Source organism: Chitinophaga sp. LS1 (assembly GCF_034274695.1).
Taxonomy (GTDB): Bacteria; Bacteroidota; Bacteroidia; order Chitinophagales; family Chitinophagaceae; genus Chitinophaga.
This window is the reverse complement of the sequence record NZ_CP128362.1, coordinates 4,558,785-4,575,507: the sequence shown is the minus strand read 5'-3', so window position 1 is coordinate 4,575,507 and position 16,723 is coordinate 4,558,785. Positions and strand designations below refer to the sequence as shown.

The window sequence follows — 16,723 nt, the reverse complement described above, 5'->3', positions numbered from 1 at the left end:
TAGGTATAATATTTTTAAATTTACAGTCCAGGTGTGCCGACGAAAATGTTATAGTCTTCATATTCAGGCGTCACTTTAAATGCATCCCCATCTTTATAAAAGAATGCCTTCTCATCAAAACGGCTGCTATTCACTGGTATGTCTTTGTAATTATAGAAGCTCGCTTTCACCTGTGCATATTCCTCATATCCTTCAGGCACTTCATTCTTCATCTCGTCACCCATCAACAAGGTTGTTTTCAGGATATACTGCATGGATATCAATCTTTGTGAGACGGTATCTATTGTTATAGATAGCTGTTTGCAATTGCCTCCGGCAGGAAACGAAACATTGATAATTGTGTTTCGTTTTTCGGTTCTGAATGTACTATTAGTCGCACCTTTCAGTAATGTATTCAATGTCTCCAGCGGATCAGCAGGAGAAGCTGATTTACTGTTCGCTGCCAGGTACATGAGCTTATCCTCTTTAAATAGTACAATGCTATATTTAGCATTCCGAATCGTCTCAGTATTATCCAGCGTACTACGATAGTTCTCTCCGCTTATCTCTATCTTTCCCTTCAGACTATCCAGCAATGTTCCGGGTGTAGACTCATTGGAATAAGTATAATTCACTTCAAAACTTACCGGTTGTTGCTGGCTTTTGGCCTGCACCCGACGGAAGATATTGATCGCTTTTGCAATAGCTGCAGTATCCTGTGCCTGTACAGACAAAGCAGCAGCTATACTAATAATTAGTGTAAGGAAGTACCTCATTTGTAAACAAATTTTATCTGCCAGTATTCACGTCTGCCGTTCTTTAAACGGAACAGGTAGGACTGACCAGTGGTGAGACTTACTTTTTTCAGGTCTACTTTTAAGTTGTTCATACCTCGCTCCAATGAGAGAGTGGCGGTCTTCACAACACTTTGACCTGCATCTAAGGAAATGATTTCATATGTCACGGTAGTATCGCCGGCATCGTTGCTATAGCCGAACTGTAATGCGCCGGAGCACGCCACAGATGAACCATCCAGTTCTTTTTTCAGTTGTACATAGGCATCCTGCGTCACTACTATTTTTTCAGAGGGTACACCCCTGATCTTAAATGTCCAGATGTCCGTTTGTGCGGCGAACTGCGTGTTGTTCTTTGCAACCACTGTCCAGGCATAGTTCTTCGCTGTATCCAGTGCTACTGCGGAAGCGGGGTAGTTTAAGAACTGATCTTTCAAATGAGTGGTGTGGTACACCGGAATATTTGATTGGATCGCCTCGGCAGGAGATTGACCATTCCTTAATTCTACGATCGTGAAATCGTAGTTCAGATCACTGAAGATCGTGATTGGAGCAGGAGGTATCCAGGTGAACTGAGGTAAATTTCCTTCAACTACACTTTGGTCTGCCGGATTATTTAACAGCGGCGGACTTACCGGTTCTACTGCGAATGGCAGGCAATCTTCTGCAATCAGGGAATATGCATCACCTGATACAAGGAATACACTGTAACATGCGGTGTAAGTGCCTGCCATGAGCAGACCATTCGCATTTCTGTCAGCAGTAGGTGACAGGTATTCGTAGGTAACAGGCGTTACATCCGCTACCTGTAATTGTTTGGCACCTTTGTTTAACATTATATTACGGCTTACACCTGTCAATACCGGTTGGTTGGACTGGGCGTCTGTGACACGTAATTCAACACGCACCCAAATGGATGAAGTAGAAGCAGATACCAGTAAGATATTCCATAACTGTGCTTTTTGCATCACACCGGTTGGGGGTAACTGCACTGTCATGTTTACCTGGGCGGTTGCCTGAAGAGATAGCAACACCAGGGCTATCAGGATAAAATGTCTCATTTAAAATGTTTTAGTATAGGTGATTCGACCTGTATTATTTGAAACCAATCGCTTTTCAGCTCCTGGGATAAATCCTTTATCTGCCATGACCTCTATCTGTCCGAAATATGGGATAGCCACACGAGCCGTACCGGTATAGCCCACATTCCTGATTTCATAGGTTGTTTGATAACTATATTTCAAGCCTGCGCCAATGTCCAGCCAGCTTTTGACTTTATACAACACTGTACCATCCGCACCATACAGGTCATAGTCGCCATTCATAGCCGCTGAACCAGTGCCCTGTACGGTAAATTTGCCCATGAACATAGTATGATTCAGCAACAGGTTCTTTGTGTTGTAGTATACAAAGCTGCTATCATCCTGCTTGTTGTAGAAGCGGGTGTAGGAGAGCATTGTATTCATCATGACACTATGTACCTTGTAGAAATGGCTCACTGTTCCTACCATCGTGTAGAAAGTACTTTCTATATAAGTACCGTCGCTGAGTTTTGTCAGCTGAGAGGTGGGATAATATCCCACACTCACTACAGGGTAGTGTTTGATCCTTAATGTTGCCTGTATGCTTTTGAAAATGGTATTGCTTTTATAATCGGCCTGCTGGTACTGACTCGTATAATCATTTCTGCGTACAGAGGCGGTGACTAACAATTGCTGTTTAAAGAAAGGCTGATCTACACGCACAGTCCATGCAATCTGTTTGGAGCCTGTTGTATAAAGGCTGAAGGATTGAAAGCCCGCTCCCATTACCTTGTATACACCGGTGAGTTTAGTACCTGTCTTTGCTATCAGTGAATTCGCACTCAGGGAATAAGCTTCATTGGTATGATCACTGAACATACTATGTTCGGATTTCTGATAGTAGGGTAAAGAAGACTTCGCCACTTCTCCCGTCATATAGGTGTGCTTCGTGATCTGCCAGCGGCCTTCTACAGCAACACCCATGATATGATAGTTTGGAGTGCTCGTACTATCTGCACTGGTATTCAGGTTGTAGAGTTGCTTTTTACCCATGTAATAGGTAAAGAACAGGTGATTGCCTTCTTTCATGCCATATCCGGCTCTTATCAAAGCCAGGTATTGACGGGGAGCATCGCTATTTACAACGTAATTTCTGAAACGATAATCGATCGTACCAGCAGCAACTGCCACGTAATAAGAAGGGTTGAACTCTGCCTGTACACCGGTGATACTGATGCCTTTGGCAGTTAGTTCAGAGTAGTCAGCCATGGTACGGCCGAGACCTATTGAGCGAATCGCCAATAAAGTCTTGTAGCCTTTAGGCAGTACAGTGTCTGGCAGGTTCATTTCTTTCAGACGCTGAGAAAGCTCCGCATTGTTTTTACTGCTCATCAGCTTTTCAATGACATCTCCTTTCAGGTTACCTACCTGTGCTTCGTGAGCATGATAGGTGCTGTCCATAATGCGCAGGCGATCCTGCAAAGAGTCCAGCTGATGCTGACGGGCAGCGTAGTAGTTTTCAAAGCTTGAGTCGGAAGGCAGACGGTTTGTGGTGCTGTCTTTCGTATTCAGACGGCCTTTATAACGAAGCAGCACATCCCAGGAAGGCACTTCCGGCATTGACGGCACTTTGGGAAGAGAATCCAACCCAGGTGTGGGCAGGGTATCTCTTCTTCCGTATAACTTCCGCTCGCGTGCTTCTACTAATCGTTGTAACTGGGCAGGAGAAGATAGCCAGTCCTTTAACTGGTATAATTCTAAAGATTTTGCATTCAACTGCTGCTTTTCTAATTGTAATTGTTGCAACTGGCCTATTTGAGAAGCATCCCATTTTTGCAGTTTATCATACAACAGGTTTTTGAAGTCACGATTCGTGTACTGCATATTCACGCCTGTGATATTGCGGAACAGGGTTGAATTGCCTCTGGCAGTGGTGAATGCAACACGCACAGGGTATTGATCCCTTACTGTGATGTCGAGATAGGTCTGTACTGTATGCTGGTAAATATCTTTTTGCTGATATGGGGTATCAACGCCGGATTGGTAGTAATAGTCATACATAACATTCCCATGCACCTTCAGGAAAGGCTTGCGGGGTGGTAGCGGCCGGGTGGTGGTGTCATAGTGTTGATTACCGTATAGGGGTACCAGGTTAACATAACCGCCGGTGTCAGATGCCATTATATAAGACACTTCGCCGGAAGATTGTTTAATACCACGGGGAAAGCAACTATGGGTCCTTTACCTGGGGCTCCGGGCAGACTGGTACTACGTTGTAATTGAGCATAGGTTACCAGGCTCCCTGCCGTGAGGAAGAATAATATAAAGTATAGTGATTTCAACTTGTTGTTTAAACAGTTGTGATTGGGAATACGAACATATAGGTATCCTTAAATCAGAATGGGTATTAATGCGTTCTCGATTGGGTAAAAATTATGACATAGGTACATTTTTGGATTAAAAAACGGGTTAAGTAATTCACTGACAGATAAAGGTTAAAATGGAATGCTGTGGGACAAAATTAGAGAATAAATGGAGAATACAAAATTTATTGGGAGGAATTTTATTAATGATTGATGGAGGGGGTGCGGAGGTGGAGAGTTATTTCCTTCCTATAATTATAATAGTGTGTATGCTTTGCGTACAAAGCATACACACTATTATAAAATTCTATTGTAATAACACCATTACCTTTGAATTATTTTTTTCAACTCATCTATTGTCTTTTGCTGTTCTATCAGATACAAGGTCAGCTCTTCCACCTTCTGTAATAGCCGCATGTTCATTTCACCCACATCAACTCCATTTTCCTTTACCTCTTTTTCAGTAGGGATCTCCGGTAAATGGCGATTCTCTTTTATGTACCTGTCTACTTCATACAAATTGGGTAACTGATAATTAGGCGCAAATACGAAGTCAGCCCATGCTCCTTGTGTAACTTGTAATTTTCTGGCGCCAATCGCACCTTCTACTGTCAATTTGTATTTACCTAAAGTAGTAGTGCCTGTACCAATTCCCAGATTACCACTTGCATCCAACCGCATTTTTTCTGTTCCGTCGTTCGTACTGAATGTCATAAAACCACCCTGTACGGAATTTCCTCTGCAAAAGTTAATAGCGCTGTTTTTATACCCATAAAAATAATGTTCAATCGCAAAAGATGGACTATAATGAGGCGTAGAGTTTACAGCATGCACACCTAACATTGTCCCCCGGCCGTAGTAATGTCCTTCAGGTAACCTGGAAAGAACCGCTGTAATAGTATCAGCTATTGTGGTGCTGACATCCAATGGGGCCCGGGGAGTTAATGTACTGATCCCAAATCTTCCTTCAGGAAGAACTGTTACACTGTCCGGGAGATAGACTGTTCCATCGAATTTATTAATATAAGGAACGGTTTTAATACTGGTTGCCTCACTAAATAATGTTGTATCTGCCCATGTCCAGCCAGCGAAGTTAGCAGCAGTTTCAGATGCTAGTCCAGACCCCCAGGCACTGACATGGAAACGTTGGTAGTTAATTTTTGAATCAATAAAAATAACCACCTTACCATTCTCCTGTGCCAATGTGATAGGCGGGCTATAGGTACCACTGTTAGAAGCTTTAGGGTTTGTAAAAGTGTTGCTGTTGAAATAAAAGGTCAGCTGAATATTAATAGTAGCTGCATTGCCGAACCCAAATCCCTGAATGAATAAAGTAGGCATCATATTGGCACCAGCACTCGGTAGATTAGTCATTATTTTTACTCCATTTCTGGGAATTGCAACTGCCGAATAATTCAAACAGTCATACATTTGCGCTTTCGCAAATACATTAACAAGACAAAGGGATAAAATTAATAATAGTGATCGCATGTAATTTGGATTAAAAATGAAGATATTATTGTCCCAGGTTAAATGAGCCTTTAGATTTGTTTATTACAATAGAGGAGAACATCAATTAAGCCTATAGTCCCAAAGCTTTTCTACAGCTCAAACTTGCTGTATTTTCAAATTCACGATTCAGTCGATAATGCTTAAAAAACAACAGGGAGCCTGCTGGTTATCGGAATATCTGGTAGTCCAGGCCAACATATTTATTTTTCAGGTGGGCCATATTGCTTATGGTTGGGCAATAGGTGGAGTTCCTAACATAAACGTTGATAAGCATACCAAAGCAGCGCATTGGATTGTGAATGCGAATATTTTGGGATATTTAAATATAAACGGGTGTTAATGCTTTCTCGATGGCAACATCATGACATAGGTAATTGTTTGAATTAAAAAAATGCTATGGGTTGTTCGCTGACAGATAGGTTAAACAGAATGCTGAAGGCAAAATTAGATAATAAAACCAGATTACAAAATTTTTTACCGGGATTTCAGATTACTAATTAAACGACTCCCTAAATTCCAATGGAGACATATTCGTCTTGGATTTAAAAAACTTTCTGAAGGATTGAGGATGTTCAAATCCTAATTCATAAGCGACTTCATTTACTGATAAACTGGTGGTAGAGAGCTTTTGTTTGGCTACTTCTATCAGTTTGTTTTGTATATGCTGCTGGGTGCTTTGGCCAGTGAGATTTTTAAGCAGGCTACTCAGGTAGTTAGGAGAGATATTCAGATTTTCGGAAATCAATTGCACAGTGGGGATACCATTGGCTAAGAGGCTATCGCTTTGGAAACAGGTATTGAGCAATTGCTCCAATTTATCGAGGATCTGGTGGCTGGTGATTTTTCTCGTGATGAACTGACGATTGTAGAACCTATCCGCATAATTCAGGAGTGTCTCAATGTGAGAGACAATGATTTGCTGGGTGAATTTATCGATGTTGGAATGATATTCCTGCCGGATATTATGAATGATATTTATGATGGTCGTTTCTTCTTTATCAGATAAGAAGAGCGCTTCGTGCGCAGCATAACCGAAATATTCGTATTGTTTGATATTCTTTGCCAGAGCTGTATTCCAGAAGAAATCCGGGTGAATGAGTAGCATCCATCCGGATTTATTAGGTTGCGCTTCGGTTGGGACTTCGACATTGAAGACCTGACCGGGAGCGATGAAATACATGATGCCTTCGTCAAAGTCATATTGTTGCTGACCATACCTGAATTTAACAACGACGTCTCTTTTTAAGGAGATGGAATAGAAATCAAGTACCCAGTTGATATGATTACTTTCGGAAGAAAGTACTACCTCCGCATAATTGACTACGCTGATTAACGGATGCGCAGGAGGCTGTAAGCCTCTTAAACGGTGAAATTCCTGGATGGATGTTAATCTACGTAGTTCTCTCATGTCTGTGTTAATTTACCAGGGTAACTCGCCTTCCTGACGGAAGAATTGACCCGTTGGACCATCTTCTCCTATAGTGGCCAGGCGAACAATTGGTTCGGCACCCTGGGCGGCGGTTTTGAAGCCAGCGAAGTTATTGAGATCGGTGGCGGTGTAGCCAGGTGTTACGCTATTAATTTTGAAATTACGTAATTCCTGGGAAAGGTTGATGGTGAATGTGTTCAGGGCCGTTTTGGTGGCACCATAGGCATGGTAGTTGTCCCAGTTGGCGAAGCGGTCTTTGGCTGTTTGCATGGCCAGGGAACCGAGTTCACTGGATACGTTGACGATGACAGGCAGGGGGGCCTTTTTAAGTAGGGGCAGGAATGCCTGGGTAGTTTGGATTACGCCGAAATAGTTAGTGTTGAAGATCCTTTTTATTTCTTCGATATCGCAGGCGGAGATATTTTGTGGTTGTGCGCCTGGGATACCGGCGTTGTTGATTAATATATCCAGAGAGGCGATGCTGGCAGCCGCCTGTTTGACAGCGTGCAGGTCGGAGACATCGATTTTAAGGAATTCGATATTTGTTAAGCCTTCGGCTTTTAATTGATTGATGGCGGTGGTACCGTTCTGCTCGTCACGGCAACCGAGGTAGACGTGATAGCCGAGTTGAGCCATTTTCTTTGCTACTTCATAGCCGATGCCTTTGTTGGCGCCGGTGATCAATACATGTTTCATGATGGGCGATTTTGATAAGGCAAAGGTCTGGGTTTAGATTTTGTTTGCTATCGCCGGGTCTATGATTATTGAAGCCGAATCTCTTTTAGGATGGTGGAGGCTACTATATTTCATTTCTTAGGGAATGGATCAAAGATAGTTCGCTTGCGCATAAAAAGCCAACAATCAGCGTAAATGTACTGTCCATTAGCTATTCAGGTAATTGACTTTCCATTTATTAAATACGGCATTGAGTTTTACCATTTACTGACCCCATTATATAAATAGCTATCAATTTTATCCTTTTTCATATCATAAACAAAGCTTGCTGTATAATTTTTCCCCTTTACTCCCACCTTTCTATATAAATTAATTCGCCCATTACTCTTACTCATTCTAAAATCAGCCACCCCTTCCATTATCTTGTACGGCTTAGATGCTATGCACCCCTCTCCTTTTCCCCAGTGAAATAATAACGCGACTGCATCACATTTTTTAGTTTTATACGAGACTTCCGCAAAAGTATGATCGTATGCTGAAAAGGCATTTATCCTGATCATCGTACCATCAATGCTAAATCCAGCCGTAATATCTGCTTTTATCGTACTTACATTTTTATTCTGAATGGTGGACTTTGTTTTGGGAATATCAACACGTTTTGTTGTTCCTGACAGCCCCATTATATCACAAAGAGCGATGGTTTTCTTTATCCGGCCGGAATATACAAGACTTCCCCATTTGCTATGACCATCTTCTACAGACCGATGAATCATTTTCTGATGCTCATCATACTGGAACTTTGCTGTAACACGAACCTTATTGTCCTTTTTTATTCTTCGATACAGGGAAATATTACCCTGGGATTTTTCCCATCGGAAATCGAACACACCATCTTGTAACCTGTAAGGATCTGAGTAAAAGACTCTTTTCTTCTTGTCAAAAAGATACAATATTGCCAGCGTATCACATTTCTTACTTTTATAAAGCGCTTCTGCATACGTATTCCCTTCTATCAAAAATGAATTCATGCTGACAAATGTCCCGTTGATTTCAAATTTCTTTCGGATCTGCTCTTTCAGCGCATTTAAATTTTTATTATTTACAGTACACACCGCATTGGGAATTCGAAATTCTTTCGCTACAACATAGAACCTGGTTGATGCACAAAGGTTAATTTTCTTTTGCTGAGCACATACATTAAAAACACTGTGAAAATATAGACAAAGGATAAAGAGTTGTTTCATTATGTTCTGCTGATCTTATAGGGATAAGATGCAATATAATGATTCGGGGTATCAAAATATGTGAAATTCATGGGAATAGAGTGATCTTTACCGGAGAGGATAAAGTATTGATTCCATACATCCGGGATCAGGCTTTCGATGGCTTCGCCTGTAAGAGTGCGCTCTCCTCCTTCATCGGTTGATAATCTTTCGGGGGAGAAAGGAACGAATGTGTGAAAAAATTCAAGGTAACCGGGAATATTCAGGGATTCCTTTTTAAAGTTAACAGTACCACCTATTTTCATTTTGTTTGTTTTAATTCACGCCCGGAGACGGCTTCATCCTCCCATCTTTGCTGGATATGATATAGCATGGAAAAATATGGCGCCAGTACCAATGCCATGACGCCCAGGTATATTCCATATCCGTTGCCGGTTACATAATCAACGACTCCCATGAGGGTCCAGTAGACCAATACCGCCCAGTTGAACCGGATCGCCCATTTCCACTCCATCCATAAGGACAGGATGGTGGCTATCATGACAATAACACCCAGCACGCTTCGCAGGATCATCAGGTAAAAACTTATTCCACTGAGCCCCAGCAGCCCGGTTTGAGTGTAGAAATAGGAATACTTATAAATAAAGTAGCACCTGGCGACAACCTGATAAATACAGAATAGTGCGAAAATGACAAGATAGATCTTGAGGAACAGTGGCATCAGCGCACGGCGGCGTTGTTTTAAACCCGTTTCGAAAGAGTCGTCAAATATGGAGGGTTGTTCAGACATATTTTTTCAGGTTGAAGAACCACTTTGAATTTACGGGATTTATGGCATAAAATTTATCCAAGCAGACATCTAATTTTCATCTTCAGGTTATCCAATTTATACTGGATAAAAACCATTTCATATTTTTTTTATAGTCCTCTTTGAAGTCGGTTTTGCTTTGTTTAAAAGTATAACTTTATATCTATGAAAATATTGTTAACCGCTTTTTTCCTTTTATTCTCCCAGGAGTTGAGTTTTACCTGGCACCAGCAGGAATATGATGCGATTATTGTGGATCCTACAAAGGAGGTGATTCGCATGCATTGGCTGGATGATAAGGGGATCCCTTATAAAAATATTGCCGCCGTGAAGCAGGCATCAGGAAAAGACATTTTAATGATCACCAACGGAGGGATGTTCCAACCCGGGAATGTACCCGTAGGTTTGTATATAGAAAATGGGAAGACGATCCGGCCATTGGATACGTCACAGAACAAACCGGGTAATTTTTACCTGCTACCCAATGGGGTGTTTTATATGGATAAAGAAGGTGCGCATGTATCGACTACTTCTTCCTTTAAAAACAAGGATATCAGCTATGCTACACAGTCAGGACCGATGCTGGTGATTGATGGAAATATTCATCCTATGTTCAAGCAAGGTTCTGAGAATGTAAACCTGAGAAGTGGTGTGGGGATTATGCCAGATGGAAAGGTGGTGTTTATTATTTCGAAAAGTAACCAGACGAATTTTTATGAGTTTGCCAGCATCTTTAAAGAGAAGTTTGGGTGTAAGAATGCGTTGTATTTAGATGGGGCGATTTCTAAGATGTATTTAAAGAGGAATAGAAAGGAGGATGTGGGAGGAGATTTTGGGGTGATGATTACCGTGTCAGCTCAATAAAAGATGAGTGCATTTTTTTGATTCTTCCAGCAATAACACGCTACTTCCAGCAGTAACACGCTATCCATAAATAAAAAGCCGGCTCTTTTGAGAGAGCCGGCTTTTTATAATTTTACAATACCGCTTTCCTTTTCTTCACCACATGCGTCGCATCCTTCTGTATCATCAACTCCAACAACTCATACCCGCCATTCGCCTTCCTATGCGCAAACTCCCGCTCCTTCTGCGTTACCGGACTCGCCCAGAACAGATTCACCTTATCTCCATACATCTCCGGCAGTTCTATTGCTTCGCCATTATACAATGCTGATGACAACACCATACTCTCGTAAGGCTCCGGCAATTTGGAAGAACCAATCGTATGTCCCTCTCCCAGCCAGCTGATATGCCTCCATGGAATATCGGCCATGGTAGCAATACTCTCCGCCATCTTCATGATCTCGTCTTCAGAGAATTCATTCTTGTCTACTGCCAGGGCCAACTCCATTCTGCGGTAAGCTTCTGAAGTATCATTGTACAGATAAGACACCCATGGCATAGGACGAATACTCGCACCCATGGTTAAAAAGTATACAATATTATCCTTTTCAAATTTCCCCATCGCCATTGGCGGCCATTCATTGTTATCTATCGCAAAGTATTGCAGCATCTTTCCAAACCGCTGCTCATAGCTATTGATAAAATTCTCCTGTATCACCGGCCATGCAGGTGCCTCCACACTACTCCACTGATTACGGAACGCCACCGCCTCACCTACTCGGGCAAACTGCTGATTCGTACCCGGATCACCCAACGGCAATACCAGGAAATCATCACCTTCCACACCTATACAATCCGCAGCATAAGATACCGCTTCATCTACATACAGGCTCCATCCGGGAATCACGCCGAGTATTTCACCATCATATAATACTGCCGCACCGTCATCTTCAGGCAGCCATACAATCTCTAACAATTCTGCTTTCAACGGCTCCTTACCATCCGGATGGTTACAGAACTTGCTCTGTAACATCGGCGCTGTACCATTATGCATCGCTGCCACGTCCTTTACTTCCGGCGCAGGCAATAAATTGCGTAGCCAGCAGGCACGCATCTTATACTTTTTACTCTGTAATTCCGCAGGGAACAGGTACAAATAAGCTGTACGATCATCCTGCTCTACCGATGCATACATGGTATGCCTTCCATTCGGTTGTTCTATCAATACCTGAGGTTCCTTATTCATAATTGCAAGATATATACTTATCTCCAAACATGTTACATTTGTCGTATGGATAACCCTTTCTTTGTATCTACTGACAAATCGCAACTGGATCTCCCTATGATCCATGAATTTTTAAGTAAACGTTCCTATTGGGCCAAAGATCGTACCATTGATGCCGTACAACGATCTATTGACAATTCTCTTTGCTTTGGTGTATACACCGGTTCCGGCAAACAAGTGGGTTTTGGCAGGGTCGTAACTGATTATACTATTTTCGGCTGGCTGATGGATGTGTTTATCACAGAAACACACAGAGGACACGGTCTCGGCAAAATGTTGCTGCAAGCTGTTATGTCTCACCCTGAATTGCAGACACTAAAAAGATGGGGATTGGTGACGAAAGATGCACACAGCTTGTATGAAAAGGCAGGATTTGTAGTGGTAGAAAACCCGGAGAGAATGATGGAAAAACTGGGATAAGAAGAGAAAGAATCAGTAGAAAAATCATGTAAAAACTCATCTAAGAAGCGCATGTTTCAATAGAAATGCTGCCCTGGAAAACCAAATGAAATCATAAAATAGTTGCGCTAAGGAACATTTAATTAAGACCTGACAAGCATTTAAATTATTTACCGTACCTTTGCGTTACTTTTATTCTCTTCCTCTATAGGTTTGCGAGTAAGGCGGGTAACGTATCAACTGCATTGATAGCCTTACCAAAACATTTATCATTAAAAATATAAGATTTTGTCATTCGAACAATTAAGGCTCATAGAGCCAGTGCTGAAGGCGTTGAAAGAAGAAGGATACTCTGAGCCAACTCCTATACAGCAACAATCCATTCCTTATGTATTGGACAAAAGAGACCTGTTGGGTTGTGCCCAGACCGGTACCGGTAAAACTGCCGCTTTTGCCATTCCATTGTTACAGCTGCTGTCAGAAACAACACCCGCTGTACAAAAAGGCCCAAGACCCATCCGCGCTTTAATCCTCACTCCTACCCGCGAACTCGCGATTCAGATCCAGGAAAGCCTGCAGGCTTATGGTAAATACCTTCCCCTGAAACATCAGGTGATCTTTGGTGGCGTATCACAGGTACCACAGGTAGAAGCACTACGCAGAGGCATAGATATTTTAGTAGCGACCCCAGGTCGTCTGCTTGACCTGATTAGTCAGAATATTGTCACACTCAGAGATGTTAAGTTCTTCGTGCTGGATGAAGCTGACCGTATGCTCGATATGGGATTTGTACATGATGTACAACGCGTGATCATCAAATTGCCTGAGAACAGACAGACTTTGTTCTTCTCTGCAACCATGCCGCCGGAAATTCAGAAACTGGCTGCCATGATCCTGAAAAATCCTGCGAAAGTAGAAGTTACACCCGTATCCTCTACTGCTGAAACTATTACACAATCTTTATATTATGTAAAGAAACAGGATAAACGCCACCTGCTCCAACACATCCTGAAAGATGATGCGATCAAAACATTACTCGTATTTGCCCGTACCAAACACGGCGCGGACAGAGTGGTGAAAGACCTCGTTAGATTAGGTGTGACTGCCGAAGCAATCCATGGTAATAAATCACAGAATGCGAGACAACGTGCCTTGAGTAATTTCAAGAACCGTCAGACCCGTGTACTGGTTGCTACCGACATCGCTGCAAGAGGGATCGATATCGACGACCTCACGCATGTGGTAAACTTTGAATTACCGAATGTACCTGAAACCTATGTACACCGCATTGGCCGTACCGGTCGTGCAGGTGCCAACGGTATCGCGATTTCATTCTGTGAAGAAGAAGAAAAACCATTCCTGAAAGATATCCTGAAACTGATCAACAGAGAGATCCCGTTAGTAACGGATCAACCTTTCCATGATCCGTTAGTAGGTATGCAGGCGGTAAAAGCACCCATGCAGCAAAACAGACCCAGGAAAATGCCACAAGGTGGTGGCGGCGGTTTCCACAGAAACAGACAGGGTAGTGTAAATGCTCCAAAGAAACATAGACCAAAGCCTCAGGCTGCGAGATAATACTATTTTCAGAGGTTCGCCATGGCGAACCTCTGAAATATCTTTCTACCAGCTGATACCTCAGAAATATTTTTCCAGCGTTAACCCATATGTAAATATTAAGTTCTCCCTCCCCGTTCGCGTTACCTTATTATATGTCATAGACGCTGTGATCGCTATCCACTTTCGCAAGGCAAAGGCTATATTATTCACTGATTTCAGGTTATAATCACTGATATCAGTAATATCTGGCTGGAAAAACTGTGTCCCATCTATCGTGACTATATTCGCAAAAACAAATTTGTAAGATATACGAACTGAATTGCGTACGGCATCGTACACATCATGCAATGTATCGTCTATAAAGAGATCCCCCTTTTCCCATATGAATCCATCACTTAATGAGAGATAAGCAGTTTTCCTGTCAAGGAAATTATAGGCTATTCCCGCACCTGACTGGAAACGATCGTTTATTTTCAACGAGAAACTTTTATCATAGTTCGCTAGTCCCCAGTAATAAATTTGTTTCACCGCACGAAACAGACTGACGTCAAGCGATGTAGAAAAATCATTGTTCGTGAGTTCACCGTTCGACTCTCCATACACCCAGCTGCCAAAACCGTTCATTACAATCTTTTTCCTGCTCACCCCTACCTTGAACATGTTGCTCAACAGGTAAGAATTGCCTTCGTTGGTCTTGTTGATAGAGCCTGTGGATGCGAACTTCCCGTAGTAGTGTACCGAATCGCTGAACTGTGCAAAAGCAGTTCCGCATAAAAATATGGTGAATATTGTGATGATTATCCTTTTCATAAAACGATGCCTTACGCACAATTAATATGCCTAAAATCAATACCTTATATTAATCCAATGCGCCTGGAATGGTCTATACCTTCTTCACTGTGTTCGAAATAACATACAGCGATCCCCTTGTCCTGCATGGCCTGCACGACTTCGCGGGTAGCAATGGCTTTGCTGTTTCGCACCTTACGCAGGTATACAGCGATGATCTGTGTACCAAAGTGATCTACCAGTGCTTTGTAAATATTTGGATCTTCCTGCGTATCGTCGCCGAGTAAAATGAAGCGCATATCAGGGTAATGCTTGAGGATACGGGTGATGCGGGTGAACTTTGTTTTGTGTTTGTTTTGTCCGCTCTTTAATAATTGCCGGAGTGGTTTTAACTGATTTAATAAAAACACACCATCCGGTAAACCATTAAAGCGGATAAATTCTTTTATATATGCATACAGGTTCCATTCACTACTGGATACATAAAAGAAAGGATTGTTGGAATGACTGAGTAACTGATAATGCCGCACCACTCCTTCAAAAGGTTTGCGGGTACGGGCATTGCGGGTAAACAATACCTGCAGGCGCTTCACAATCTTTGCAGAGTGAGAAACGAGGAAGGTATCGTCGATATCTGAGATGCAGCCAAACTGTGTGTGATGTGGAATAATAACTACACCGGTGGTCTCCGAAACAGGGGAATCCACCACACCAACCATCCTTACCTCTACATTGTATATGCCTGCTTCCACCATGCGGGCGGGCTGCCATTGTAAATGGAAGAACCCGTCTTTTTCCGTTATGGCCGTGACTGCTATCCCGTCCCATTCCAGCATCACTTTGATGCCTGCCATCGGTCTTACCCAGAAGAGGCGCAACAATGCGAACATATTGACGAGAAAGAACCGGCTGTAGCGGGTAACAGGCCTCGGGCCAAGGGCAAGTACATGACCGAATATTTCGAGGTATTCTGCCCCTCCAAAGCCATTGTATACCCTGATATGAGGACGTGTCTCCATACCGAGCCATTGTAGAATTTTATTCCATGCTGTCATTCAGGCGCTGATTTTGTAATAAGAGCATAAAAATGGCAACCTATGCGGCTACTCTTTGTGATCAATCCTGTTTCGGGCGGCAAAAAGAAGGCCGATCATGCTACATTGATAAGGAATTTTTTTAAAGAACGGGCAGAAAAGATTGAAATATGCATATTTGACGGCCCTGCATCAGCGCAGGAGCTGAAAAAAACAATCCAACACTGGCACCCGGATCGTGTGGTGGCTGTGGGTGGAGATGGTACAGTGAAAGCAGTAGCGTCGCATTTATTACATACTCAGATCCCTATGGGTATCATCCCTGCCGGCTCTGCCAATGGCATGGCTGCAGAACTGTCTATACCCACGGAGTTCGAAAAGGCGATGGGGATCATATTGGAAGGAAAGGTACAGGTCATTGATGCGATCCGTATCAATCAACAGGAGATCTGTATACACCTGGGAGATTTAGGACTCAATGCACTCCTGGTAAAAAACTTTGAACAGAGAGGTATTCGGGGCAAACTGGGCTATGCGCTGTCTTCGATCAAGACCTTGTGGCAAAAGCAGTCTTTGCAGGTACAAATCAGGAATGCAGAGGTACACCTGTCGAGAGTGGCATTTATGATTGTGCTGGCGAATGCGCGAAGGTATGGTACAGGGGTGAATATTAACCCGGATGGCAATCTCAGCGATGGGTTGTTTGAGGTGGTGATCATCAGGAGACTTTCTTTGTGGGAGTTATTAAAGATGATCAGAAGATTTAAGCCTTTTGATCCGAGAAAGACGGAGGTGATACAGGCAGACCAGGTGACGATTATGACGCGTAGAAAAGCGCATTTTCAGGTGGATGGGGAATATTTAGGGAAGATCAGTTCAGTGAAAGCGGAGATAATGGCGAAAGCATTGCAGGTGTTGGTACCAGCATAATACATTTGCAGTGCCGCAGCATACCCTTTGTTGCACCTGCATAATACTTTGTGTGCCAGCATAATACCCTTGTGGTGC

The 16,723-nt window shown here is 42.7% G+C and carries 16 protein-coding genes; 4 read left to right on the top strand and 12 right to left on the bottom strand.

The annotated features are described in order from the left end of the window. Positions 1-20 precede the first annotated feature (20 nt). From QQL36_RS18915 to QQL36_RS18875, 9 genes are all read right to left on the bottom strand, one after another. Positions 21-755 carry a hypothetical protein gene (locus tag QQL36_RS18915; protein WP_321566400.1) on the bottom strand — a complete coding sequence of 245 codons (735 nt, stop codon included), beginning with the start codon at positions 753-755 and terminating at the stop codon, positions 21-23. Beyond that, complete coding sequence (locus tag QQL36_RS18910) at positions 752-1,834, bottom strand: hypothetical protein (protein WP_321566399.1); 1,083 nt, start codon at positions 1,832-1,834, stop codon at positions 752-754. The genes QQL36_RS18915 and QQL36_RS18910 overlap by 4 nt, the downstream gene beginning before the upstream one ends. Beyond that, positions 1,835-3,976 (bottom strand): hypothetical protein, encoded by a 2,142-nt coding sequence (locus QQL36_RS18905; protein ID WP_321566398.1) that lies wholly within the window; start codon positions 3,974-3,976, stop codon positions 1,835-1,837. Positions 3,977-4,482: 506 nt separating this feature from the next. Then, positions 4,483-5,532 carry a hypothetical protein gene (locus QQL36_RS18900; protein WP_321566397.1) on the bottom strand — a complete coding sequence of 350 codons (1,050 nt, stop codon included), beginning with the start codon at positions 5,530-5,532 and terminating at the stop codon, positions 4,483-4,485. Between the two features lie 631 nt (positions 5,533-6,163). Then, the gene (locus QQL36_RS18895; RefSeq protein ID WP_321566396.1) at positions 6,164-7,078 is read right to left on the bottom strand and encodes a helix-turn-helix transcriptional regulator; all 915 of its coding nucleotides are present in this window, start codon (positions 7,076-7,078) and stop codon (positions 6,164-6,166) included. Between the two features lie 12 nt (positions 7,079-7,090). After that, positions 7,091-7,795, bottom strand: coding sequence for an SDR family NAD(P)-dependent oxidoreductase (locus QQL36_RS18890; RefSeq protein ID WP_321566395.1), 705 nt, complete (start codon positions 7,793-7,795; stop codon positions 7,091-7,093). A 236-nt stretch (positions 7,796-8,031) separates the two neighbouring features. Next, positions 8,032-9,018: a hypothetical protein gene (locus tag QQL36_RS18885; RefSeq protein WP_321566394.1), complete on the bottom strand. Its 987-nt coding sequence runs from the start codon at positions 9,016-9,018 to the stop codon at positions 8,032-8,034. Next, complete coding sequence (locus QQL36_RS18880; RefSeq protein WP_321566393.1) at positions 9,018-9,302, bottom strand: hypothetical protein; 285 nt, start codon at positions 9,300-9,302, stop codon at positions 9,018-9,020. Before QQL36_RS18880 ends, QQL36_RS18885 begins: the two co-directional genes overlap by 1 nt. Then, complete coding sequence (locus tag QQL36_RS18875) at positions 9,299-9,787, bottom strand: hypothetical protein (RefSeq protein WP_321566392.1); 489 nt, start codon at positions 9,785-9,787, stop codon at positions 9,299-9,301. Before QQL36_RS18875 ends, QQL36_RS18880 begins: the two co-directional genes overlap by 4 nt. 183 nt (positions 9,788-9,970) lie before the next feature. Between QQL36_RS18875 and QQL36_RS18870 the strand changes: the two genes are divergently transcribed. Beyond that, positions 9,971-10,669, top strand: a complete 699-nt coding sequence (locus QQL36_RS18870; RefSeq protein ID WP_321566391.1) for a phosphodiester glycosidase family protein — start codon at positions 9,971-9,973, stop codon at positions 10,667-10,669. Positions 10,670-10,781: 112 nt separating this feature from the next. On the opposite strand, the gene QQL36_RS18865 is transcribed toward QQL36_RS18870, so the two are convergent. Then, positions 10,782-11,894, bottom strand: coding sequence for a suppressor of fused domain protein (locus QQL36_RS18865; RefSeq protein ID WP_179091241.1), 1,113 nt, complete (start codon positions 11,892-11,894; stop codon positions 10,782-10,784). A gap of 45 nt (positions 11,895-11,939) precedes the next feature. Here QQL36_RS18865 and QQL36_RS18860 point away from each other — a divergent pair, with 45 nt between their 5' ends. After that, positions 11,940-12,353: a GNAT family N-acetyltransferase gene (locus QQL36_RS18860; RefSeq protein WP_321566390.1), complete on the top strand. Its 414-nt coding sequence runs from the start codon at positions 11,940-11,942 to the stop codon at positions 12,351-12,353. Between the two features lie 267 nt (positions 12,354-12,620). Next, positions 12,621-13,910, top strand: coding sequence for a DEAD/DEAH box helicase (locus QQL36_RS18855; protein WP_083726677.1), 1,290 nt, complete (start codon positions 12,621-12,623; stop codon positions 13,908-13,910). Between the two features lie 60 nt (positions 13,911-13,970). Here QQL36_RS18855 and QQL36_RS18850 read toward each other — a convergent pair whose 3' ends face one another. Further along, a complete protein-coding gene (locus tag QQL36_RS18850; RefSeq protein WP_083726675.1) occupies positions 13,971-14,702 on the bottom strand; it encodes a DUF481 domain-containing protein in 732 nt (243 codons plus the stop codon). 44 nt (positions 14,703-14,746) lie between these two features. Beyond that, positions 14,747-15,736: an App1 family protein gene (locus tag QQL36_RS18845; RefSeq protein ID WP_321566389.1), complete on the bottom strand. Its 990-nt coding sequence runs from the start codon at positions 15,734-15,736 to the stop codon at positions 14,747-14,749. Positions 15,737-15,778: 42 nt separating this feature from the next. Between QQL36_RS18845 and QQL36_RS18840 the strand changes: the two genes are divergently transcribed. Continuing rightward, on the top strand, positions 15,779-16,645 hold the full coding sequence (locus QQL36_RS18840) for a diacylglycerol/lipid kinase family protein (protein WP_083726671.1): 867 nt from the start codon (positions 15,779-15,781) through the stop codon (positions 16,643-16,645). Positions 16,646-16,723 lie beyond the last annotated feature (78 nt).

Excerpts from the sequence above, each read along its gene's own strand:
- QQL36_RS18915 (WP_321566400.1), bottom strand. The coding sequence starts at position 755 with ATGAGGTACTTCCTTACACTAATTATTAGTATAGCTGCTGCTTTGTCT.
- QQL36_RS18910 (WP_321566399.1), bottom strand. The coding sequence starts at position 1,834 with ATGAGACATTTTATCCTGATAGCCCTGGTGTTGCTATCTCTTCAGGCA.
- QQL36_RS18905 (WP_321566398.1), bottom strand. The coding sequence starts at position 3,976 with ATGGCATCTGACACCGGCGGTTATGTTAACCTGGTACCCCTATACGGT.
- QQL36_RS18900 (WP_321566397.1), bottom strand. The coding sequence starts at position 5,532 with ATGACTAATCTACCGAGTGCTGGTGCCAATATGATGCCTACTTTATTC.
- QQL36_RS18895 (WP_321566396.1), bottom strand. The coding sequence starts at position 7,078 with ATGAGAGAACTACGTAGATTAACATCCATCCAGGAATTTCACCGTTTA.
- QQL36_RS18890 (WP_321566395.1), bottom strand. The coding sequence starts at position 7,795 with ATGAAACATGTATTGATCACCGGCGCCAACAAAGGCATCGGCTATGAA.
- QQL36_RS18885 (WP_321566394.1), bottom strand. The coding sequence starts at position 9,018 with ATGAAACAACTCTTTATCCTTTGTCTATATTTTCACAGTGTTTTTAAT.
- QQL36_RS18880 (WP_321566393.1), bottom strand. The coding sequence starts at position 9,302 with ATGAAAATAGGTGGTACTGTTAACTTTAAAAAGGAATCCCTGAATATT.
- QQL36_RS18875 (WP_321566392.1), bottom strand. The coding sequence starts at position 9,787 with ATGTCTGAACAACCCTCCATATTTGACGACTCTTTCGAAACGGGTTTA.
- QQL36_RS18870 (WP_321566391.1), top strand. The coding sequence starts at position 9,971 with ATGAAAATATTGTTAACCGCTTTTTTCCTTTTATTCTCCCAGGAGTTG.
- QQL36_RS18865 (WP_179091241.1), bottom strand. The coding sequence starts at position 11,894 with ATGAATAAGGAACCTCAGGTATTGATAGAACAACCGAATGGAAGGCAT.
- QQL36_RS18860 (WP_321566390.1), top strand. The coding sequence starts at position 11,940 with ATGGATAACCCTTTCTTTGTATCTACTGACAAATCGCAACTGGATCTC.
- QQL36_RS18850 (WP_083726675.1), bottom strand. The coding sequence starts at position 14,702 with ATGAAAAGGATAATCATCACAATATTCACCATATTTTTATGCGGAACT.
- QQL36_RS18845 (WP_321566389.1), bottom strand. The coding sequence starts at position 15,736 with ATGACAGCATGGAATAAAATTCTACAATGGCTCGGTATGGAGACACGT.
- QQL36_RS18840 (WP_083726671.1), top strand. The coding sequence starts at position 15,779 with ATGCGGCTACTCTTTGTGATCAATCCTGTTTCGGGCGGCAAAAAGAAG.